Source organism: Clostridium psychrophilum (assembly GCF_018861705.1).
Lineage (GTDB): Bacteria > Bacillota > Clostridia > Clostridiales > Clostridiaceae > Clostridium_AD > Clostridium_AD psychrophilum.
On sequence record NZ_JAHLEC010000023.1, the window covers coordinates 19,156 to 42,314 of the forward strand.

The 23,159-nt window shown below is 30.7% G+C and carries 18 protein-coding genes and 1 pseudogene; all 19 read right to left on the minus strand.

Going from position 1 to position 23,159, the window contains the following annotated elements; translation table 11 throughout:
- Positions 1–171 precede the first annotated feature (171 nt).
- Positions 172–2,478 carry an FtsK/SpoIIIE family DNA translocase gene (locus tag KPL38_RS07275; RefSeq protein WP_216288484.1) on the minus strand — a complete coding sequence of 769 codons (2,307 nt, stop codon included), beginning with the start codon at positions 2,476–2,478 and terminating at the stop codon, positions 172–174.
- Between the two features lie 182 nt (positions 2,479–2,660).
- Positions 2,661–3,368, minus strand: a complete 708-nt coding sequence (locus KPL38_RS07280) for a ClpP family protease (RefSeq protein WP_216288485.1) — start codon at positions 3,366–3,368, stop codon at positions 2,661–2,663.
- 55 nt (positions 3,369–3,423) lie between these two features.
- The gene (gene dapG / locus KPL38_RS07285) at positions 3,424–4,614 is read right to left on the minus strand and encodes an aspartate kinase (RefSeq protein WP_216288486.1); all 1,191 of its coding nucleotides are present in this window, start codon (positions 4,612–4,614) and stop codon (positions 3,424–3,426) included.
- 15 nt (positions 4,615–4,629) lie between these two features.
- The gene (locus KPL38_RS07290; protein WP_216288487.1) at positions 4,630–4,905 is read right to left on the minus strand and encodes a YlmC/YmxH family sporulation protein; all 276 of its coding nucleotides are present in this window, start codon (positions 4,903–4,905) and stop codon (positions 4,630–4,632) included.
- Between the two features lie 85 nt (positions 4,906–4,990).
- A pseudogene (locus KPL38_RS07295) lies at positions 4,991–6,265 on the minus strand (M16 family metallopeptidase).
- Positions 6,266–6,357: 92 nt separating this feature from the next.
- Positions 6,358–8,493, minus strand: coding sequence for a polyribonucleotide nucleotidyltransferase (locus KPL38_RS07300; protein ID WP_216288488.1), 2,136 nt, complete (start codon positions 8,491–8,493; stop codon positions 6,358–6,360).
- A gap of 95 nt (positions 8,494–8,588) precedes the next feature.
- Positions 8,589–8,852 carry a 30S ribosomal protein S15 gene (gene rpsO, locus KPL38_RS07305; RefSeq protein ID WP_216288489.1) on the minus strand — a complete coding sequence of 88 codons (264 nt, stop codon included), beginning with the start codon at positions 8,850–8,852 and terminating at the stop codon, positions 8,589–8,591.
- A 136-nt stretch (positions 8,853–8,988) separates the two neighbouring features.
- A complete protein-coding gene (locus KPL38_RS07310; RefSeq protein ID WP_216288490.1) occupies positions 8,989–9,906 on the minus strand; it encodes a bifunctional riboflavin kinase/FAD synthetase in 918 nt (305 codons plus the stop codon).
- A 13-nt stretch (positions 9,907–9,919) separates the two neighbouring features.
- Positions 9,920–10,789, minus strand: a complete 870-nt coding sequence (gene truB, locus KPL38_RS07315; protein ID WP_216288491.1) for a tRNA pseudouridine(55) synthase TruB — start codon at positions 10,787–10,789, stop codon at positions 9,920–9,922.
- Entirely contained in the window at positions 10,786–11,748 is a 963-nt protein-coding gene (locus KPL38_RS07320; RefSeq protein WP_216288509.1) for a DHH family phosphoesterase, read from the minus strand. Before KPL38_RS07320 ends, truB begins: the two co-directional genes overlap by 4 nt.
- On the minus strand, positions 11,738–12,145 hold the full coding sequence (gene rbfA, locus KPL38_RS07325) for a 30S ribosome-binding factor RbfA (RefSeq protein ID WP_216288492.1): 408 nt from the start codon (positions 12,143–12,145) through the stop codon (positions 11,738–11,740). The genes KPL38_RS07320 and rbfA overlap by 11 nt, the downstream gene beginning before the upstream one ends.
- Before the next feature lie 21 nt (positions 12,146–12,166).
- On the minus strand, positions 12,167–14,242 hold the full coding sequence (infB, locus tag KPL38_RS07330; RefSeq protein ID WP_216288493.1) for a translation initiation factor IF-2: 2,076 nt from the start codon (positions 14,240–14,242) through the stop codon (positions 12,167–12,169).
- 23 nt (positions 14,243–14,265) lie between these two features.
- The gene (locus tag KPL38_RS07335; protein ID WP_216288494.1) at positions 14,266–14,577 is read right to left on the minus strand and encodes a ribosomal L7Ae/L30e/S12e/Gadd45 family protein; all 312 of its coding nucleotides are present in this window, start codon (positions 14,575–14,577) and stop codon (positions 14,266–14,268) included.
- Positions 14,570–14,854, minus strand: coding sequence for an RNase P modulator RnpM (rnpM, locus tag KPL38_RS07340; RefSeq protein WP_216288495.1), 285 nt, complete (start codon positions 14,852–14,854; stop codon positions 14,570–14,572). Before rnpM ends, KPL38_RS07335 begins: the two co-directional genes overlap by 8 nt.
- A 10-nt stretch (positions 14,855–14,864) precedes the next feature.
- On the minus strand, positions 14,865–15,995 hold the full coding sequence (nusA, locus tag KPL38_RS07345) for a transcription termination factor NusA (protein WP_216288496.1): 1,131 nt from the start codon (positions 15,993–15,995) through the stop codon (positions 14,865–14,867).
- A gap of 13 nt (positions 15,996–16,008) precedes the next feature.
- Entirely contained in the window at positions 16,009–16,470 is a 462-nt protein-coding gene (gene rimP, locus KPL38_RS07350) for a ribosome maturation factor RimP (protein ID WP_216288497.1), read from the minus strand.
- Between the two features lie 202 nt (positions 16,471–16,672).
- A complete protein-coding gene (locus KPL38_RS07355) occupies positions 16,673–21,001 on the minus strand; it encodes a PolC-type DNA polymerase III (protein WP_216288498.1) in 4,329 nt (1,442 codons plus the stop codon).
- A gap of 23 nt (positions 21,002–21,024) precedes the next feature.
- The gene (gene ispG, locus KPL38_RS07360) at positions 21,025–22,083 is read right to left on the minus strand and encodes a flavodoxin-dependent (E)-4-hydroxy-3-methylbut-2-enyl-diphosphate synthase (protein ID WP_216288499.1); all 1,059 of its coding nucleotides are present in this window, start codon (positions 22,081–22,083) and stop codon (positions 21,025–21,027) included.
- A 12-nt stretch (positions 22,084–22,095) separates the two neighbouring features.
- On the minus strand, positions 22,096–23,145 hold the full coding sequence (gene rseP, locus KPL38_RS07365) for an RIP metalloprotease RseP (RefSeq protein ID WP_216288500.1): 1,050 nt from the start codon (positions 23,143–23,145) through the stop codon (positions 22,096–22,098).
- Between the last annotated feature and the right edge of the window lie 14 nt (positions 23,146–23,159).

The following is a 23,159-nucleotide window of genomic DNA, read 5'->3' on the forward strand; positions in this document are numbered from 1 at the left end:
TTGTTTGTCTCCGCGCGTATATCTCATTTATAAACCATTACCTTCCTTGCTTAATTCCATAAGTAGATAATAATTTATTATCTACTTGCATTTGCACACATGAATTATTGTAATTGTGATTTACAAATTAAACAAGGGTATTTACAACTTTTTTTATAAATATTTATATCATTAATTATTTAATTCTGTGTTGCTTAATAATACTTCTCTAGGTTTGCTTCCATTTCTACCTGAAATGATTTTGCGATCCTCCATTTGTTCTATAATTCTTGCTGCTCTATTATACCCTATTTTTAACTTACGTTGCAATAAAGACGTGGATGCTTGATCATTTTCAACAACTATTCTAATTGCCTCATTCAGTAACTCATCAGTATCATCATCTTCATTTTTAGTACTTGAACTACTTTCTATTTCATCTATTATTTCCTTTTCATAATTAACTTCTGTCTTCTGGTCTTTTATAAAATTAACAACCCGCTCAACTTCTTCTTCAGACACAAAAGCCCCTTGTATTCTAATTGGTTTAGGTTCTCCCGTAGGATAAAAAAGCATATCACCTTTACCAAGTAATTTCTCTGCGCCAGAAGAATCTAAAATTGTTCTTGAATCTATTTGACTAGAAACTGCAAAAGATATTCTTGAAGGTATATTAGCCTTTATTACTCCAGTAATAACATCAACTGACGGTCTTTGCGTTGCAATTACTAAATGCATTCCTGCTGCTCTTGCCATCTGGGCTAGTCTTCCAATATATTCTTCTACATCATTAGCGCAAACTGTCATAAGATCTGCTAACTCATCTATTATAATTACAATCCAAGGTAGCTTGCTTTCAACAATGCCTTTACTAGCCAATTCATTATAGCCTTCAATGCTTCTAACATTATTTTCAGCAAAGCTCTTATATCTTCTTGACATCTCATTTACAGCCCAATTTAAAGCACCTGCAGATTTTTTGGGATCTGTTACAACGGGTATCAATAAATGAGGTATACCATTATAAATATTTAATTCGACCACTTTAGGATCAATTAAAAGTAGTTTAACATCCTCTGGTGAATATTTATAAAGTAAACTTATTATTAATGAATTTATACAAACACTCTTTCCAGAACCTGTAGCTCCAGCTACTAACAAATGTGGCATTTTAGTTAAATCTGAAACAACACAATTACCACCTATGTCTTTACCCAAACTAAATGATAAATTTTTGTTGGTTGCCAAAAACTCATTAGACTCTATTACCTCTCTTAAGTATACTGCACTTAACTCTTTGTTTGGCACTTCAATTCCTACAGCCGCCTTGCCTGGTATTGGCGCTTCAATTCTTACTCCTGATGATGCTAAATTAAGTGCAATATCATCAGCTAAGTTTACAATTTTGCTCACCTTTACACCTGCATTAGGCTGAAGCTCAAACCTTGTTACTGAGGGACCTTTCGTAACTTGAATAACTTTTGCTTCAACTCCAAAACTACTTAATGTTTCTTGCAACTTGTTAGCATTATTAAGTAATTCCTTCTTATCATTTTTATTCATTTTAGATGTATTATTTTCATTTAGTAACTCTAGCGTAGGATATTCGTATTTATAGTTTTGCTTTGTATTCGTAGTATTTAATAAAATTTCTTTCTCTAATTCTTGCTTAATAGAATTATCTATATGTTTTACTTTAGAACCTCGCACATTCCCATCTTTAGTATTCTTATTTGCTTCTTCATTATTCGGTATTTCTGAATCATCATCAATATTATTTGACTTAATAAAATCAATTATCTTAATTTTATTACTAATGTTTTTAATAAAACTATTTTTCTCTTCATTTGGAACTACTAATTCTTTTTTCTTATCATTATTTTCTATGTATAACTCCTTATTAGTATTTTTTGTCGCAGTTTTTTTACTAATCAAACTACCTCGAAGGCATACAAAAATATCACGAAGCGATATGTTTAATATTAAAATTAAGCATATAAAATAGATAGCAATAAAAATTATACAACTTCCAACAGCACCAAACAGCGTATACATTGGCACATCAATTGTATAACTTATAATCCCACCATGTAATGAACTTTGTGAGTTATAAATTTTTTTAATCCCCATCAAAAAATTTCCTTTAGAATAATACTTATTTAAAGATAACATTTGTATAAATAGTAATGTATTTATTATAAAAAGTATAATTCCATAAAACTTCTTACTAAAATTTATCTTACCCTTTTTTACAATATAGCAAACACCAATAAATATTATAAAAAATGGTGAAAGATATGCCCCTATCCCTAAAATTGCAAAAAGTACATGATTAACGAATTCACCTATCATACCTGATATAGAATCTGAACTTGAAAATATAGTTGAGAATATACTTAATAAAATTAATATGCCAACTGTTATTAGTATGATTCCAATTATTTCACTATCAGCATTGATACTCCTCGCTGCTTTAGATTTATTGCTTTTTCTAGCCAAAGTATCACCTCTATTTTTATTAGTTCTATCTTTATTATTTCTACAAACTTTATAAATTTCCTCTAACTTTCAATAGATTTGTAAATGAATTTTGGATTAATAATATAAAAATCATATTATATATAGTTAAATTTCATAAAAATAGATATAAATAGATCAAAATGACCTATTTATATCTATTTTTATGCTTTATCTATCATTTCATTTAATTTTGATAATGCTTCACTAATGCCACCAACCTCATCTATTAATCCATTATCAACTGCTTGTTTTCCTATTAGTATTGTACCCATATCGTTTAAAAGCTCATCAGTTTGAATCATTAACCTATTTACAGTTTCTTTATCAATTTTAGAAGTTCTAATAATGAATTCAGTTATTCTTTCCTGCATTTTATTAAAATAATCAAAAGTTTGAGGTACTCCTATTATTAAACCATTCATTCTTATAGGATGAATTATCATAGTTGCAGATGGGGAAATGAATGAGTACTCAGCAGCAGTTGCAAGTGGAATACCTATTGAATGGCCTCCTCCGACTACAAGCGATACAGTTGGTTTACTAACACTTCTAATCATCTCTGCTATTGCAAGACCAGCTTCCACATCTCCACCCACTGTATTTAGAACTATGAGGATACCTTTTACTTTTTCATCTCTTTCCATAGCAATTAATTCTGGAATAACATGTTCATACTTAGTAGCTTTTGTCTGAGGTGATAGCATCATATGCCCTTCTATTTGACCAATAATTGGTAACACTTGAATTTTATCATCCTGAGTTGGTATATTAGTTGTCCCCAGTTCTTTAATACTTTCAACTTGTTGATTCGAATTTTTTTTGTTGCCATTTTTTTTCTTTTCTTCCTTGTTTCTATCAGCTTTCAACATTTACATTCCTCCTAATCCATTTTATTTTGTGCATTAAGAGAAACTCTATACATTTTTATCCTAAATTAAATTCTTTGTGTAACGCATTTATTGCTCTTTTAACATATATGGTTTCTACTAGACACCATATAGTCATATGAGAATCTGCTGTTTGCAACACTTCAATATTTTCCCTTGTTAAGGCTTTCAATATTCTAGCCATGACACCCGGTATACCTTTCATTTTTGAGCCTATAATTGCAAGTTTGCTACAATTTTTCACGAAAGTATATGTCATATTAAGTTCTTGTATTAAATTAGAGAATTTTACAAAATCTTTTTCATCAATTGTAAATATTTTTTCTTTAGGAAAAACATTTATAAGATCAATACTTATAAGATTTTCAGCTAAAATATCAAAAAGATCGTTATAGTTTTGTCCTGAATCTTTACTTATATTTACTTGAACTCGATTATCCATATGAGTAATACCCGTAATAATATTTTCATAACTTTCAGTTTCAAAATTACTAATTACTGTTCCAGCACATTCATTCATAGTATTTTTTATTACTAAAGGAATATTATATTTTCTTGATATTTCAACAGCTCTTGGGTGTATAACCTTTGCTCCTTGTTCCGCAAATTGAAATATTTCATCATAACTTATTTTCTTAATTAAAGTAGCATCAGATACTATTCTAGGATCAGCTGTCATAATTCCATCTACATCAGTGTATATTTGAGTTTCTACAGCGTTAAGTGCTGCCCCTAGTGTTGCAGCAGTAACATCACTTCCGCCTCTTCCTATAGTCGTAATATGCCCATTTTCATCTATGCCTTGGAATCCTGCTACTACAGGGATTTTTCCTTTTTCTAAAACATTCAATATTTTTTTTGTGTCTACATTTAGTATTGCTGCATTGTTATAATTAGCATCTGTATTTATACCTGCTTGTCCCCCAGTTAAAGGCACAGAATCAATTCCATTGTTATTCAATTCATTACACATTATTACAGTACTTATAGTTTCACCACAGCTCATTAACAAATCTATTGCAAATGGATTTGAAACCTTTAACTTCGGATCTATTAGCGATAGTAATGTATCCGTAGCATAAGGCTCACCCTTTCTTCCCATAGCAGATACTACGACCACTGGAAAATATCCTTGATTTTTTGCATTTAAGACTTTTTTTACTACAAGTTTTCTTTTTTCCTTACTTGAGACTGATGTACCCCCAAACTTTTGAATCAATATTTTCATTTATATCCTCCAAAATCAAATATGTGATTTTTTTAAAAATTCATTATCGACATCAATTATTATAGTTCTAGAACCAATTTTTTTAACATAGTCCCAAGGTACTTCAATAATATCATTATTGTGAAAAAAACTAAATTTAGAACTGCCTTCATTTATGATTAAAAACTTTAGAAGACCATTCTCATCAATAACTACATCATTACTACCTAAGTTACTATATTTATCACCATCATTAATATTAATAATTTCATATCTTTCCATTTCGCTATACAGTTTTGTATTATCTTCCATGCAAACATCTCCTTAACAATTCTCATAAAATAATATGGGATTTATTAAAGAGTTATGCATAATTTATATATTTTTGTTAATAAATTTACTTATCTACAGAAATAATTTCACCCTTAAATACTTTTTTAAGCACTTCATTTTGTTTACCTACATATGCAGAATTAACAATGCCATTTTTAAAAGTCTTTTCCATAACTGAATTAACCCTATGCATGTCGATTTCATTGATTTTTTGTAGAACATCTTTAGGTGTATTAATTTTGTTCATAAACATTACAGATCTACCATTACTAAACATTCTACTACTCGTGCTTTCAAGTCCTAAAATATAGCTGCCCTTTAGCTGTTCTTTAGCTTTAAACAATTTTTCATTATTAATTCCAACTGTAGCAAATTTTCTAACTTCTTCTTTTATAGCATTTATAGCAGCTTCTGCTTTTATAGGATTTAGTCATGCATAAATACTCACAACTCCGGTATTTTTAAATGCAGATATATAACAATAAATTGAATAACACATGCCTAATTCCTCACGTATTTTTTGGAATAAAATTGAAGAAGATCCCCCACCTAATATATTACTTAATAATATTAGGCAATAAGTATCGTCATTACCAAGTTCTATACCTGGTATCCCGAGGCTTACATGAAGTTGTTCAATATCTTTTTTTCTGAAAAAATGTTGATTCAATATCTGAGGGTTGCTATACTTAGTTATTTTTTTATTCTTACAACTCCATTTACCAAAATATTTTCGAACTATATTTTCAATATCTTTCATATCGAATTTTCCAGATATAGATATAACCGAATTTTCTGGTATATAATATGAATCTATGTAATCTACTATCATTTTTTTACTAAAAGATTTTACCGTATTAATAGTACCTAAAATGGGTAAGGAGATTGAATCTGAATCCCAAATTGCTCTTGTATGTAAATCTGCTAAAACATCCTCAGGTGAATCCTCACTCATATTTATTTCCTCTACAATTACACCTTTTTCTTTTTCAATATCATCTTCTGAAAAGTTACTATTAAAAAGCATATCTGATAGAATATCTAAAGATAATTCTAAGTAAGTATCTAATGCCTTTATGTAAAAACATGTAGCTTCCCGACCTGTAAATGCATTAAGTTGGCCACCCACATCTTCAATAGCTTCAGCAATTTGTTTAGCAGTTCTATTATGAGTTCCTTTAAATAACATATGTTCAATGAAATGTGATATACCATTGTTGCTTGCATTCTCGTTTCTAGATCCATTTTCTACCCATAAACCCACACTCACAGAATTTACATATTCAATATCTTCAACTACAACTCTTAAACCATTATCTAATTTAAATAAATTATACATATGCGCCTCTCCTTAATGAGAATTTATATTTACTATGTGCATATAAGGGTAATATTATTAAAAAAAAATAAAAAGGCATTTAAGCCCTTCTATTATTCATTCACTTTTTTTTCGTTCTGTTTCTTTTCAGCGTCTTTATTCTCACTATCTTTAATAGCGTCTCTTCTTGAAAGATTTACTCTTCCTTGATTATCTATTTCCATTACTTTTACTAATATTTCATCACCAACTGAAACAATATCTTCTACTTTATTGACTCTAACAAAATCAAGTTTAGAAATGTGTACTAGACCTTCTTTATTAGGAAGAATTGCAACAAAAGCTCCGAAAGCAGCAATTTTTGTTACTTTGCCTAAGTATATTTCCCCTACTTTTACAGACTTAGTCAGCTCTTCAATGATTTTAACTGCTTTATTCGCACAAGCGCTATCAGCAGACATAATTACAATTTTTCCATCATCACTAGTGTCTATTTTAACACCAGTTTCTGCTATAATTTTCTTTATAGTTGCTCCACCTTTACCTATTACATCTCTAATCTTGTCAGGTGCCACAGTTAGTGTGTACATTCTAGGAGCATACTTTGATATTTCTTTTCTAGGTTCACTTATACATTGTTTCATATTTTCTAGTATATGAAGTCTTGCCACTTTTGCATCAGTAATTGCAGTCTTAATGCAATACTCTGACAATCCATGAAGTTTTGTATCTACTTGAATAGCTGTAATACCTTTTTCAGTTCCAGCTACTTTAAAATCCATATCCCCAAAGAAATCTTCTATACCTTGAATATCTGTTATTACTCTTTCCTTAGTTAAGTCAGCGCTTGTAATCAAACCCATTGCTATTCCTGCTGCTGGTCTCTTAATTGGGACGCCTGCATCAAGAAGTGATAAAGTACTTGCACATACACTAGCTTGCGATGTTGAGCCATTAGAACTTAATACTTCTGACACCACACGAATAGCATATGGGAATTCTTCAGCTGATGGTATAAGTGGTTCTAATGCCTTTTCAGCTAGTGCTCCATGTCCGATTTCACGTCTACCAGGCCCACGAAGTGGTTTAGTTTCTCCCACACTATATGCTGGAAAATTATAATGATGCATGTATCGTTTTGTCTTTTCATCACTTATTCCATCTAATGTCTGAGCTTCTCCTAATGCTCCAAGAGTTGTAACTGTCATTACTTGAGTAAGTCCTCTTGTAAATAAACCAGTACCATGTGCTCTTGGAAGTATACCTACCTCAGAACTTAGCGGTCTAACTTCATCGAAAGCTCTTCCATCAGGTCTTCTCTTTTCATTTAACATCATATTTCTAACTATTTCTTTTTGCATATTATAGAAAACTTCACCTATATCTGCTTTTTTATCAGCATATTTCTCATCAAATTCAGAACTCATCTTTTCTTTTATTTCATCTACTTTTGAATTTCTCTCATCTTTATCCATTATGTACATGGCTGTCTTAACCATATCAAATGAAAATTCTCTGACTTCACTTTCAAGAACTTTATCTACTTTATGCAATTTAGGTATGATTTTTTCTTTCCCAAATTTAGCTACAGCTTCTTCTTGGAAGGCTACAATTTTCTTACATGCTTCAAAAGCAAAGGCAATTGCTTTTATCATTACATCTTCAGGTATTTCGTCCCCATTTGCTTCTATCATTGTTACATTATCTTTTGTTGCGCAAACTGTAAGTTTCATAGAACTAACAGTTCTCTCCTCAAATGTAGGATTTAATATAAATTCACCATCAACTAAGCCAACTGAAACAGTTCCAACGGCATCAGTAAAAGGTATGCTTGATAAACATAATGCTAGTGAAGCTCCGTTCATAGCAAGTATTTCGGGTAAATTATCATGGTCAACTGATAATACAGTACAAATAATTTGAACATCATTTTTATAACCTTTAGGAAATAATGGTCTTAATGGTCTATCTATACCTCTTGCAGTTAAAATTGCTTTTTCTGATGGTCTTGCTTCTCTTTTTATGAAACCACCAGGGATTTTACCAACAGCATAAAGTTTTTCTTCATATTCTACACTTAGTGGAAAAAAATCAATACCATCTCTTGGTTTTTCTGAAGCATTTGCATTAACTAAAACTACTGTTTCTCCATAGCTCATGAAAATTGCACAGTTTGATAACATTCCAACCTTACCATATTCAACTTTAAGATTTCTACCTGCTACAGTAGTCTCTACAATATGAATCATATATTTGCCTCCATTCAATTTATATTAATGTATATTTGCTAATTATTAATATTTTTCATTAACCTAAAATAACAGAGCGGCTAAGCCGCTCTGAATTATTTTCTTAGTCCGAGTTCTGCAAGAATTGCACGATATCTTTCAATATCTTGATTCTTTAAATAACCTAACATACCTTTTCTTTGTCCAACCATCATTAATAGACCTCTTCTTGAATGGTTATCTTTTTTATGAACCTTTAAATGTTCATTTAATTCTGTAATTCTTTCAGTAAGTAGTGCTATTTGCACTTCTGGAGAACCAGTATCTCCTTCATGTCTTGCATGTTTTAACATTATCTCTTGTTTTTTAGCTTTTTCCATTTTACAACACCTCCGAATATAATCCCCATATTCCAAGTACACCGTTGGTGATTCGGTTAACTTAGCATAAGGTTCAATCCATTATAACAAACTAAGATTAATTTGTAAATTAATTTTTACATCATATCACTTATTTTTATAGTTCATGCGTATAAGCATAGTTATTATCTTTTACAAGTTGCTGCTTTAATTCACCAATAGTATTAAATTTAACCTCATCTCTTATTCTGTTTATAAAATTTATTTTAACTGTTTCACCATAAATTTGCTTATCAAAATTAAGAATATGTGTTTCTACAGATAGCTTTCCACCTTCTACGGTAGGATTATATCCTATGTTAGTTATAGCCTTATAAAGATAACTGTTATATTCAACTACAGTATAGTATACTCCACCCTTTGGGAGAATATATTCCTTGTTATAATTTAAATTCACGGTTGGAAATCCAATAGTTCTTCCGATTTGTTTTCCTTTTATTACGTTTCCAGTAATGCTATGTGGACGCCCTAAAAGTTCATTTGCCTTAATAATATTACCTTCAGCAATTAAATGGCGTATTTTTGAACTGCTAACAACTTCATTATCAATATTGATGGCTTCACAGACGTATAGTTTATATCCTAGTTTTGTACTATACTTTTGTAACATTTCTACATCACCTAAATTTTTATAACCAAATCTATAATTAAAACCAATAACTATTCCTTTTGCATTATAACACTCTACCATATTTTTTATAAAATCTTCAGGAGTTATCTTCATAAACTCCTCATCAAACTTTGCTATATTAACTACATCAATACCAGTATCTTCAAGTAAGCTTATTTTTGTATCATTATTCATTATTAATTTTGGACATATTTCTTTGTTAATAACCGACAATGGATGATTTTCAAAAGTACAAATCATACTTTTAACATTGTTTTGTTTTGACAATTTTATAGTTTTGTCTATAAGATGCATATGCCCTAAATGTAGCCCATCAAAACTTCCAAGTGCAATATATGTTGAATATTCTAATTTTGTTTTAAAATTATCTTTTATAATTAACATTTCTATTATGCTCCTATATAAATGATTTTATTAATCTAATACCATCAATACTCTTATCTGCAATTCCAATAAAATCATTTTCATTATTATATATACTATACATATTATTGACTTCAAACTTACACGTTAATGCTTTATCCTTTACTACAACACCATTCAATAAGAACTTAACGAACCTATCCTCTATTACAATTTTTGTATTATCCTGGAATATTTTTTCTATAGGAATAATATGTTTTTGTAAATTTTCTACATTTAATTCATTAACATTTATAGAATCATCAATATGGAATTGTCCTGTAGCAATTCTTTGTAAATTCCACATCATACCACCACATTTTAATGTTTCTCCAATATCATAACATAAACTTCTAATATATGTACCCTTAGAGCATTTTACTCTAAACTTTATATAGGGCGACTTAACATCCATAATATCTATACTATAAATTACTATAGCTCTCGGTTTACGCTCTATTTCTATTCCTGCTCTCGCTAATTCATAAAGTTTTTTTCCATTAACCTTTAGAGCCGAATACATAGGAGGAATTTGATTGTTTTCACCTACAAACGAATTAATAACACGTGTAATTTCTTCATCACTCGAATTTACTTCACTTTCTTTTAGGATTTTTCCTTCTCTATCATAAGTATCTGTAGTAACTCCCAATTTTAATTCAGCTTCATAAATTTTAAAGTCCCCCATTATATAGTCAATAGCCTTTGTTGCTTTTCCTATACAAACAGCTAAAACCCCGCTAGCCTCCGGGTCTAGAGTGCCAGCGTGGCCTACTTTTTTTACATTGCTAATTTTTCTTATTATGCGAACTACATCAAAGGAAGTCATTCCTGTAGGTTTAAATACATTTAGTATGCCATTCATTTAATCAACTCTTTTTCTAAAATTTCCATCAATTTAGCTTTAGTATCATGAAAATTTGCTTCTGCATAAAAGCCTGAAGCTCTGATATGACCTCCACCCTTAAAAACTTCTGCAATTTTGCTAACATCTACAAAGGATTTAGATCTTAAACTTACTTTAACACCATCTTCAACTTCTTTTATGAGAATTGCGACCTCAACAGTATCTATTGAAGTCCCAAAATTAATAATATCTGATGTATCTGAAGATTCTAAATTATATTTTGCTAAAGTCCCTTTAGATATATACATAATACACACTTTACCATGGAGTTCTACAGTAATATTATTAATAATTTCTCCACAAAATTTTACTTTTTCTAACTTATTATTGTCAAAAACCATTCTATGAATTTCACTAAAATCTATACCTGTATTTATAAGCTTTCCTGCTATACCATGAGTCACACATGTTGTGTTTGAATGTCTAAAACAGCCCGTGTCCGTAATTATAGATGTGTACAAACATGTACTTATCTCTCGATCTATTTCTATATCAAGAAGTTTAAGCACATTGTACACAATTTCTCCAACAGCTGAAGCTTTTATATCAACAAAATTTATATCTCCATACAAATCATTAGATAAATGGTGATCTATATTAATTAATTCAAAGTTTTTGTTTTTTATATTTAAATTTGCATTAATCCTTTTAAAATCACCACAATCTAAAACTACTACACAATCTGTGTCCTTTAATAAGTCCTTTGTTTTACCACTTACTTCACTAGAGCATGGCAAGAACAAAAATGTTTGTGAAATAGCTTCTTTTGATATTATATATACTTCTTTGTTTAGTTTTCTGAGTCCAATAAGTAAAGCTAATGCGCTACCTATGCAATCACCATCAGGCGATGTATGAAAAGTTATAGCTATCTTTTGAAAACATTTTATCTTATTAGTAATCTCACTAATTGTCATCATTATTTTCTTCAGCTATATTTTCTTGTTTCTTTTCTTCATCATTCTTATGTTTTTCCTTTATCTGATGAAATATATTTTCCATATGCATTGCACGTTCAATAGTTTCATCTATTTCTATAATAACCTGTGGAACATGTCTTAACTTAACATGAATTCCTATTTCTTTTCTAATAAGACCAGCCGAACTTTTAAGCGCTTTGATTGTTTCTTTCTTAGCAAGTTCATTTCCAAATATACTAACATAAACCTTTGTATAGCTTAAGTCCTTTGTTGTATCAACTTTTGTTACACTAACCATAGCACTTAACCTTGGATCTTTTATTTTGTTTTGAATTGTATTGCTTACATCTTTTTTAATTTCTTCATTTATTCTACCATTTCTATAACTAACCATACAACCCACTACTCCTTATGCTTATATTAATTTAGGTTTTAATTCTTCCATTATAAATGCTTCTATAATGTCGCCCTCTTTAAGATCATTGAATTTTTCAATACTTAATCCACACTCAAATCCAGCAGCAACCTCTTTTGCATCATCTTTAAATCTTTTTAATGAAGCTAATATTGATTCATTAATTACTATTCCATTTCTAATTACTCGTACACTACTATTTCTAGTGATTTTACCACTTAATACATAAGAACCTGCTATTGTTCCTACATTTGAAACTTTATATATTTGCCTTATCTCTACTCTACCTAAAACAACCTCTTTATATACAGGGTCGAGCATTCCAGCCATAGCATCTTTTATATCATCAAGAGCATCATAAATTACTCTATAAGTCTTAATTTCTACTCCTTCTTTTTCTCCAATTGAAGCAGCATTATTATCTGGTCTTACATTAAACCCTATAATTATTGCATTTGATGCAGCCGCAAGAACAACATCTGTTTCTGTAATAGCTCCAACTCCAGAATGAATAACTCTTACTTTAACATTGTCAGTAGACAATTTTTCAAGTGATTGCCTTATAGCCTCTACAGACCCTTGAACATCAGCTTTAACAATTACACTAAGTTCCTTAACATTTCCTTCTTGTATTTGACTATATAAGTTTTCCATTGAAACTCTATTACTAGATTGAAAATGTTCTTCTCTTAAATTTGTTTTTCTAATTTCAGCCATATTTCTTGCAGTTTTTTCATTTTTAACTACATTAAATCTATCTCCAGCTTCTGGCACTTCAGATAAACCAAGTACTTCAACTGGTATAGATGGTCCTGCAGTCTTTATTTTTTTACCCTTATCATCAAACATTGCTCTTATTCTTCCATAAGTTGAACCAACTATTATAGAATCTCCAGTATGTAATGTACCATTTTGTACAAGTAAAGTAGCAAGTGGTCCTCTACCTTTATCAAGTTTTGCTTCTATAACAGTTCCTTTAGCTTTTCTATTAGCATTTGCTTTAAGTTCTAACATTTCTGCTGTAACTACTACCATTTCAAGTAAAGTATCAATACCTTCTTTAGTGTGAGCCGATACTGGAACACAAATTGTATCTCCACCCCAATCTTCTGCTACAAGGCCTTGTTCTGTTAATTCCTGTTTTACTTTATCTGGATTAGCTCCTGGTCTATCTATCTTATTTATAGCTACTATTATTGGTACCTTAGCTGCCTTACAATGATTTATTGCTTCTATAGTTTGTGGCATAATACCATCATCTGCTGCTACAACAAGTATAACTATATCTGTTATTTGAGCACCTCTTGCTCTCATTGCTGTAAAAGCTTCATGTCCTGGTGTGTCTAAAAATGTTATTTTTTCGCCATTAACATCAACAGTATATGCGCCAATATGTTGTGTTATTCCGCCAGCTTCTGTTTCTGTAACCTTAGATTTTCTAATACAGTCAAGAAGTGATGTCTTGCCGTGATCAACATGACCCATAACAGTAACTACAGCTGGTTTTTTATCTGTACCTACTTCATCCTCATCGTCTTCAATGTCTTCATCATCTGCAATCTTCCCTTCTTCAGGATCTTTTAGTACTGCAAGTGCACCATATTTCTCTATTACCTTTTCAGCTGTTGCAAAATCAATTTCCTGATTCATTCCAGCCATAACACCAATAAAAATAAGTTGTTTAATTACTTCAACATAAGGTCTTTTTAACGTATCAGCTAAATCTTTAACAGTAATTGTACTGTCGATTACTACAACTTCATCATCAATTGCCTCAACAGTATTGTTACCACTTCCTACCTCATCTCTACCTTTTTTACCTCTTTTTCTAATAACGACTTTGTTTGCATCATCATTAGCTATATTTTCATAATGTTCTACTGTTTCATTTTTACTTTCTTTAAGTCCTGAGTTTTCATCACTATATAGTTCTTTTATTAACTCAGCATCCTCTTCTTCAATCACACTCATATGATTTTTGGCCTTTATACTAAACTCTTCGAATAGTACATTAATTAATTCTTTACTTGACACCTCTAACTCTTTTGCTAATTCATATATTCTGACTTTTGCCAAATCATTCACCCCCGAAATTTGATTTATTCATTGTTTTCATTCCATAAGCTTAATAGCTTACTGCTCATTCCTTTATCATTTACGCAGACAACATTAATTTCTGGTCTTCCTAAACACTTGCCTAAAATTTCATTTGGAACCCCTTCTATAAGAGGTATAACGTTTTTACTTCCTAATCTTTTGAATTTATCTTTAGTATTTATTGCACTTTCTTCTGACAGAATTATAAGGGTTCCTCTTCCATGTGCGAGTGCGTCTTCACACTGATTGTAACCTTCAATAAGTTTACCTGCCTTTTTAGTTAAACCCAAGAATTGAAAAAATTTATTATTCATTATCTATCTCATCCTCATAATTTATCTTATCCTTTAGTTTTCCATAAATTTCTTCGCTAATTTTTCCACCTAAATTTCGCTCTAATCTTTTTGTTTTATAAGATTTTTCAAAGCACTCTATGTTATTACAAATATAAGCACCCCTACCAGGCTTTTTACCTGTTAAATCTATAGATATTTCTCCTTCTTTACTATGCACTATGCGTAATAATTCTTTTTTACATTTCATTTCCATACATCCTGTGCACATGCGTTGAGGTATTTTTTTAACCTTCATAAAGTATCACCTACTCCTGCGTAATGGTTTCGACTTCTTCATTTTCGACTTCTTTATTTTCACTTTCTTCTACTTCTTCAACTTCATCCATATTATATTGTGCTTGAGTTCTAGATTTAATATCAATCTTCCAACCAGTTAGTCTTGCTGCCAATCTAACATTCTGACCTTCTTTTCCAATAGCCAAAGACAATTGATTATCTTCCACTATTACCTTTGCAGATTTAGAAGCTTCTTCAACCACTACATTCAATACCTTTGCAGGACTTAAAGCATTTGAAATATACTCCTCGGATTTCTTACTCCACTTAATAATGTCAATTTTTTCATTTTTTAATTCATTAACTATATTTTGAACTCTAGTACCTTTAGGTCCAACACAAGCTCCCATAGCATCAACATTTTCATCATTTGAATATACTGCAATTTTTGTTCTTGACCCTGCTTCTCTTGAAATACTTTTTATTTCGACTACACCACCAAATACTTCTGGCACTTCTAATTCAAATAGTCGTTTTACAAGACCTGGATGAGTCCTTGATACCCCTATTTGAGCACCTTTAGTAGTGTTTTTAACTTCAACAATATATAGTTTCAATTTTTCATTAAAATTATATTCTTCTCCAGGCATTTGCTCATTAGTTCCAAGCACAGCTTCAATTTTACCTAAATCTATAAATACATTGCCTCTATCTTTTCTTATAACAGTTCCTGTAATAATATCAAACTCTTTTGTAATAAATTCATTGTATATTATATTTCTCTCGGCTTCTTTAATTCTTTGAACAACTACTTGTTTTGCAGATTGTGCGGCTATTCTGCCAAATTTTCTTGGAGTAACTTCAATATCAACAATATCATCAATCTCATATTTAGGGCTGTATTCCTTTGCTGCCTCTAGTGATATTTCATTAACTTCCTCAACTACTTCTTCTACAACTGTTTTTTGACCATAAACGTGTATCTCACCTGTTTCTCTGTTCATTGTCACTTTTACATTTTGACTATTATTAGATAGAGTAGCAAAATTCTTTTTATATGCTGCAACTAATGCATCTTCAATAGTTTCGAAAAGTAAATCCTCACTAATTCCCTTTTGATCTACAATTTCTCTCAATGCTTCAATAAATTCCTGATTCATTTTAACTTCCTCCTTACAGCACTGGTTTTAAACTCACAATGGATATCTTTTCTTTTGGAATAAATATATTATTCCCATCATATTGAATTTCTATTTGTGCATCAGAAAATCCTAATAAATTGCCCTCAAGTTTTTTCATTCCCTCATATAGACTACTAAAGTTTATTAGTACATTCTGACCTATGTATTTTTTTAGGTGATTATCATTATATAAAATCCTCTCAATTCCTGGGGAGGATACCTCTAAACAGTAACTATCTTTTATTGGGTCTTCTACATCTAATACTTCGCTTATTGCTCTACTTGTTTTTTCACAATCTTCTAATGAAATTCCATTAGAATTGTCTATATAAATTCTCAGATAATTTTCTCCTGCTTCTTTTATATATTCCAAGTGATATAATTCGCAATTATTTTTTTCAACTATAGGTTGAGTTATTTTTCTAATCTTTTGTAACAAGGTATTATTTTTCACTTTAACACCCTCCTTTTATTAATATTTTATACAATTATTAACATATTTAATCAAACTATTATAATTAAAACGCAACTAATAGTTGCGTTTCAATAAATAGAGAGTAGGCGGGCCTACTCTCGTACAATAAATTACCAATGGTAACTAATATATATTATTCTATCATATAAAATTTGCTAATTCAAGGGTTTATTACATTTCCTTAAAAAAACGATAACTGATTTGTATCAGGAAGATCCTTTAAACACCCATGATTATCTAGTGATTCTATAACTGTCTTAGAAACTTTGCATCGAATTCTCAAATCTTCTTTGGATATAAACTCTCCTTCATCCCTTAACAGAACTATACTTTTAGCAGCGTTTTCTCCTACACCTTCAAGGGCACTAAATGGAGGTCTTATTGAATCTTCTTCAATTGTAAATTTAACAGCTTCTGACTTATAAAGATCTACATTCAATAGTTTTATTCCTCTTTTATACATTTCAAAAGATAATTCAAGCGCTGTGAGAAGACCTTTTTCTTTCATTCCAATATCTTTACCCATAGCTGATAATTCATCCATTTTTGCTTTTATAGCTCCTTCACCTTTTACAATCAGATTTGCATCAAAATCATTCGCTCTTATAGTAAAAAAAGTAGCATAATATTCCTTTGGATAATAAACCTTATAATATGCTATTCTAATAGCCATCATTACATATGCTACTGCATGGCCCTTAGGAAACATGTATTTTATTTTTTTACATGAGCCTATATACCAATCTGGGACGTCATGCTCTTTCATTACTTTCTCATGTTCTTCTGAAAGTCCTTTACCTTTTCTTACTTTCTCCATGATAGTAAAAGCAGTTTTCGGTGGCAAATCTTTATGTAATAGATAAACCATTATATCATCTCTTGTTGAAATGCAATCTTTAAGTGTTGTAAAACCTTCTTTAATATAATATTGTGCATTGTTAATCCATACATCCGTACCATGAGATAACCCAGAAATCCTAACTAAGTCAGAAAAAGATTTAGGTCTCGTATCTAAAAGCATTTGCCTAACAAATTTTGTACCAAATTCTGGTACGCCATAACTTCCTACTTCACAATCCAATTCTTTAGCAGTAAGTCCTAATGCCTCTGGGGACGTAAATAAGCTAATAACCTTAGGATCCGATAATGGAATAGTTAGAGGATCAAGTCCTGTTAAATCTTGAAGCATTTTTAGCATTGTGGGATCATCATGGCCAAGAATATCAAGCTTTAATAACCTGCCACTTATGGAATGATAATCAAAATGTGTTGTTATAATATCTGAATTTGGGTCATCCGCTGGGTGCTGTATTGGGCAAAAATTATATATCTCATTGTCACTTGGAACAACCATTATTCCACCTGGATGTTGCCCAGAAGTTCTCTTAACACCAGTACACCCTTGTACAAGCCGCTCTATTTCAGCTTGAGGTACCATGATATCTTTTTCACCCAAATATTTTTTTACATAACCATAAGCAGTTTTCTCAGCAATGGTTCCAATGGTTCCCGCCTTAAAAGTATGACCCTTACCAAATAGTACCTCTGTATACCTGTGTATGTCTGCTTGATTGTCTCCTGAAAAGTTCAAATCTATATCTGGTTCTTTATCTCCTTCAAATCCTAAAAAAGTTTCAAATGGAATATCAAAACCATCTTTTTTATATAAAGTACCACAATCAGGGCAATTTTTATCAGGTAAATCAGCACCTGAACCAATAGATCCATCTAAAATAAATTCACTTTTTTTGCAATTTGGACATATATAATGAGGCGGAAGTCCATTTACTTCAGTTATATTAGACATATTAGCTGCAAAAGAAGATCCAACTGAACCTCTCGATCCTACTAAATAGCCATCAGCAAGTGACTTTGCTACTAATTTTTCAGCTATTAAGTAAAGCACTGCATATCCATGACCTATAATAGAGTTTAATTCCTTATCCAATCTTTTCTTAACTATCTCAGGTAATGGGTCTCCATATATAGAATGAACTTTATCTGAGGTCATCTTCCTGATGTCCTCTTCAGCCCCTGGTATTGTAGGCGTAAAAGTTCCATCTGGTATTGGTTTTATAACTTCTATAATTTCAGCGATTTTATTTGGATTATAAATTACAACTTCTCTGCACTTTTTTTCACCTAAATATGAAAATTCTTTTAACATCTCATTCGTAGTTTTAAAATATAGTGGAGGTTGGTCATCTGCATCTGAAAACCCTTTTCCAGCCATTAAAATTCTTCGAAAGACTTCATCAGAAGGCTCTAAAAAATGTACATCTCCTGTTGCTACCACTGGCAAATTGTTTTTTTCTCCAATTGAACATATCTTTCTATTAATGTCCATTAATTCATTTTCATCTTTCACTGTACCATTTTTAATCATAAACTTATTATTTAAAAGGGGTTGTATTTCTAAGTAATCATAAAATTCTACTATTTTTTTCATATCTTCTTCAGATTTTCCTTGTAATACTTCCTTGTATACTTGTCCAGCTTCACATGCCGATCCTACTATAAGACCCTCTCTATACTCTTTAATTACAGTTTTAGGAAGTCTAGGCCGTCTATGAAAATATTCCAAATTTGATTTTGAAATAAGCTTATAAAGATTCTTAAGACCAATCATATTTTTAACCAATATAATTACATGATAAGTATTAGCCTTCTTTATATTGAAATCGCCTAAAAATTCTTTGTTCAAAGTTTCTAAGTCTAAAATGTTCTTTTCTTTAAGTAAATCAAAACATTGTAATAATATTTCTGCAGTAGCTTTAGCATCATCGGCCGCTCTATGATGATTTTCAAGTGATATTCCCAAATGTTTTGCTACGTTATTTAACTTAAATGTTTTAATATCTTTGAACAAAAATTTAACTAAAGGAATTGTGTCCATAATTGGATTTTCAAACTTCATATTTAACCGATGTGAATTTTTTTTGATAAAAGCTGTATCAAAACCAGCATTGTGGGCCACAACCACACTATTTTTTGCAAATTCTAAAAACTTAGGAAGTATTTCTTTAATAGATGCTGCATCCGAAACAGTGTCATTTGTAATTCCAGTTAACTCTACAATTTTATAAGGTATGTCTATTCCAGGATTTACAAATTCATTAAATCTATCAACTACTTTTCCACCCTCAATTTTTATTGCACCAATTTGAATAATGCTGTCATTTTCACTTGAAAGACCAGTTGTTTCTATATCAAAAACTACATAGCAATCATCTAAACTTTCTTTTTTATTATTAATGACAATTGGAACTCCATCATCGACTAAATACCCCTCTACACCATATAAAATTTTAATTTTATACTTTTTAGCAGCATCCATAGCTTCCGGGAAAGCTTGTACTACACCATGGTCAGTTATTGCAACAGCAGCGTGTCCCCATTTAGCAGCTCTTTCAACAAGCTTAGTTGTAGGACTCATCCCATCCATAGCACTCATTTGTGTGTGCAAATGAAGCTCAACTCTTTTCTCCTGTGAGGTATCCATTCTTTCTATTTTTTTAAGTTTTACTATATCTCTTGCCATTACAACAACTTCTTTTGCATAAGTATCAAAACTAGCTTCTCCACGTACCTTGCAAAACAGTCCTACTTTAACTTCATCCATTATTTTTTCAACATCTTTTGGCTTTGGAAAACATTTAACTGTTATTGAACTCGAATAATCTGTAATAAAAAATGTAATTATTATTCTACCAGTTTTCGTTTCAATTATATTTACCTTGAATATATCTCCACTTGTACATATTATTCCAGAAGTTTCATTAATATCCTTTATTTCTGTGATTTCATCATTTATGTTTCTTCCCATTATGGTATTTGCATCAGCTTTTTCACCTTTTTTATAACCTGGTCTACTATATTTATTTGATGCATACCCGTTGCTCTCTTTATTTTTATTTTTGGGTTTGTCTTTATTTTCGATATTAATATTTTTTATTATTTCCTTTACTATAGTTTCATTTTCCTTTTCTTTCTTTTCAAAATAATTTTCTTTTGAAAGTTTACTGTTATGTTCTAATTTAACTATAGTATTAACTCCAAACATATCATTTATGGTGTTTTTTAAAAGCGTTTCTATGTTCTTGTCCCTCAAGATTTTGCACATAAAATCATTGCCACACTGAATTTTAAGGGTACCTTTTTCAATTATTCTAGAAGATTTAAGCAAACTATCCTTGCTTGATGGTTGTGAAGTAGCTATAACATTTACAACATCTAACCAATATTTGTCTTTTACATCCTCTAAAGTAGCATCTGACACATCTCGATAGCAAATTAGTTGTATATCCTTAAATTTACATAATCGTTTTAAAATAATCTTTTTAATTAATATCTTTTTATTATCATCTATGTCTTCAAGAGATTTAATTAATACCCTTAATTTATTGCTTTTTTTAAGGTATTGAACTCTCAATACCTTAATATCATCTACTAATGATTCTTCATTTAAATTGAAATCATTTTTAAGCATTTCAGCTAGACTGACATTCATTAGTATTCCTCCTGGTAAGACCTTTATAGTTTATTTATCTCGTGAATAAGTTCTTCAACTAAATCTTCTTCCTTAACAGTCTTAATTATTTCACCTTTTTTAAATATGAGTCCAACCCCATTTCCTCCAGCAATGCCAATATCAGCTTCTTTTGCCTCTCCAGGACCATTAACTGTGCACCCCATTATTGCAATCTTTATATTCTTAGTACATAATTTCAATCTTTCTTCAACTTCATTCGCTATTTTTATAAGATCAATTTGAGTTCTTCCACAAGTTGGACAGGATACAAATTTAATTCCATCATCTATATAACCTAACGATTTTAAAATTTCTCTGCCAACTTTAACCTCATCTACTACATCCCCAGTTAATGATACCCTTATAGTGTCTCCGATGCCTTCAGCTAAAAGTGATCCAATACCTATGCTTGATTTTATTGTTCCTCTCCATGTAGTACCAGCCTCAGTAACCCCTAGGTGTAGTGGATAATCAACTTTTCCCGATAGTATTTTATAACTTTCAATCATCATAACTACATCTGAAGATTTTATAGAAATAACTATATCATAAAAATTTAAATCTTCAAGTATTTTAACATGCCTCAATGCGCTTTCTACTAAAGCCTGCGCACAGACATATCCGTACTTTTGAAGGATATCTTTTTCTAGTGATCCTGAATTAACACCAATTCTTATAGGTATACCTTTCTCTTTAGCTGCATCTGCCACTAATTTTATTCTATCTATACTTCCAATATTGCCTGGGTTAATCCTTAATTTTGATACCCCATTCTCAATAGATTTTAAAGCTAGCCTATAATCAAAATGAACATCTGCCACAAGTGGTATGTTAATTCCTTTCATGATACCTTTAATAGCCTCTGCTGCTACCATATCAGGCACAGCACAACGTACAATATCGCATCCTTCCTTTTCAAGCTTAAGGATTTGTTTTATTGTAGCCTCTACGTCTCTTGTATCTGTGTTTGTCATTGATTGCACTGCTATCTTAGAATCTCCACCTATATAGATATTTCCAATCTTTATCTTCTTTGTTTGTTTTGCTCTAATAACCTTCATATACTTCATCTCCTAGAATTTTAACGGACTAACTATATCCTTAACAACTACTAACACCATTAATGCCATTAAAATCATAAATCCAATATAATTTATAACACCAACTTTATTGTCATCTAATTTTTTACCCGTTATTATTTCGAATAATAACATAAAAATCCATCCTCCATCTAAAGCTGGAAAAGGTATTATATTGAATATTCCTAGTTGTACACTCATTAACGCCGTAAAATACATTAAAGTTGTAAAACCAGCTTGTGCAGACATTGTTGAAATTCTTATTATGCTTATTGGTCCTCCTACGTCATTAGCAGAAAATTTTCCGTGGAATATAGTACCGAAAAATCCAAAGGTTTGTTTTGCAGTACTAATAGTTTGATCAAAGCCATAATTTATAGATTCACCTAAGTTCAACTTTTTCTCTACACCAGAAACCCCAATTCCAATTTTATATCTATTTTCTTTTACATCTTTAATAGGTTTAAGCGAAAATTTCTTAAGTTTCGAGTCTCTAACAACCTCAATGTTCATATTTCCACCTTTAGCAACATAAATTTCGTTTAAAAATTCATCCCATCTATCTATATTAACCTTATTAACCTTAGTAATTTCATCACCAGTTTGTAATCCAGCTTTCATTGCAGGACTATTGGGCAGTACTTGCCCTACTATTGGTAATATATATCCCTTTGCGGCACCTACGAAAATAAATAATACAACTGCTAGTATTAAATTCATAATTGCACCAGCAGAAACTATGCTAAGTTTTTGAAGCGGTGTTTTGCTCGTAAACGATCTTGGATCTGCACTTGATTCCTCTTCACCCTCCATTTTAACATAACCACCAATAGGAAATGCTTTAATTAAATATTCCGTTTCTTTTCCTTTAATTCCAAAAAGCTTAGGCCCCATACCTAAAGAAAATTCGCTTACCTTTACTCCATTTAATTTGCATAACATAAAATGGCCTAGTTCATGTATTATAACCAAAAGACTAAATGCTAATATAGCCATAATAATATATGGAATGTTTACTATAATGCTTGTAAGACTATTAAACATAACAATTTTCCTCC

Coding starts and splice junctions, on each gene's coding strand:
- KPL38_RS07280 (WP_216288485.1), bottom strand. CDS start 3,368: ATGTTGAAAGCTGATAGAAACAAGGAAGAAAAGAAAAAAAATGGCAAC.
- dapG (WP_216288486.1), bottom strand. CDS start 4,614: ATGAAAATATTGATTCAAAAGTTTGGGGGTACATCAGTCTCAAGTAAG.
- KPL38_RS07290 (WP_216288487.1), bottom strand. CDS start 4,905: ATGGAAGATAATACAAAACTGTATAGCGAAATGGAAAGATATGAAATT.
- KPL38_RS07300 (WP_216288488.1), bottom strand. CDS start 8,493: ATGATTCATATTGTAGAGACTACTGTAGCAGGTAGAAATCTTAAAGTT.
- rpsO (WP_216288489.1), bottom strand. CDS start 8,852: ATGGAAAAAGCTAAAAAACAAGAGATAATGTTAAAACATGCAAGACAT.
- KPL38_RS07310 (WP_216288490.1), bottom strand. CDS start 9,906: ATGTTAATTATAAAAGATAATTTTAAAACAAAATTAGAATATTCAACA.
- truB (WP_216288491.1), bottom strand. CDS start 10,789: ATGAATGGCATACTAAATGTATTTAAACCTACAGGAATGACTTCCTTT.
- KPL38_RS07320 (WP_216288509.1), bottom strand. CDS start 11,748: ATGACAATTAGTGAGATTACTAATAAGATAAAATGTTTTCAAAAGATA.
- rbfA (WP_216288492.1), bottom strand. CDS start 12,145: ATGGTTAGTTATAGAAATGGTAGAATAAATGAAGAAATTAAAAAAGAT.
- KPL38_RS07335 (WP_216288494.1), bottom strand. CDS start 14,577: ATGAATAATAAATTTTTTCAATTCTTGGGTTTAACTAAAAAGGCAGGT.
- rnpM (WP_216288495.1), bottom strand. CDS start 14,854: ATGAAGGTTAAAAAAATACCTCAACGCATGTGCACAGGATGTATGGAA.
- nusA (WP_216288496.1), bottom strand. CDS start 15,995: ATGAATCAGGAATTTATTGAAGCATTGAGAGAAATTGTAGATCAAAAG.
- KPL38_RS07355 (WP_216288498.1), bottom strand. CDS start 21,001: ATGAATGTCAGTCTAGCTGAAATGCTTAAAAATGATTTCAATTTAAAT.
- ispG (WP_216288499.1), bottom strand. CDS start 22,083: ATGAAGGTTATTAGAGCAAAACAAACAAAGAAGATAAAGATTGGAAAT.
- rseP (WP_216288500.1), bottom strand. CDS start 23,145: ATGTTTAATAGTCTTACAAGCATTATAGTAAACATTCCATATATTATT.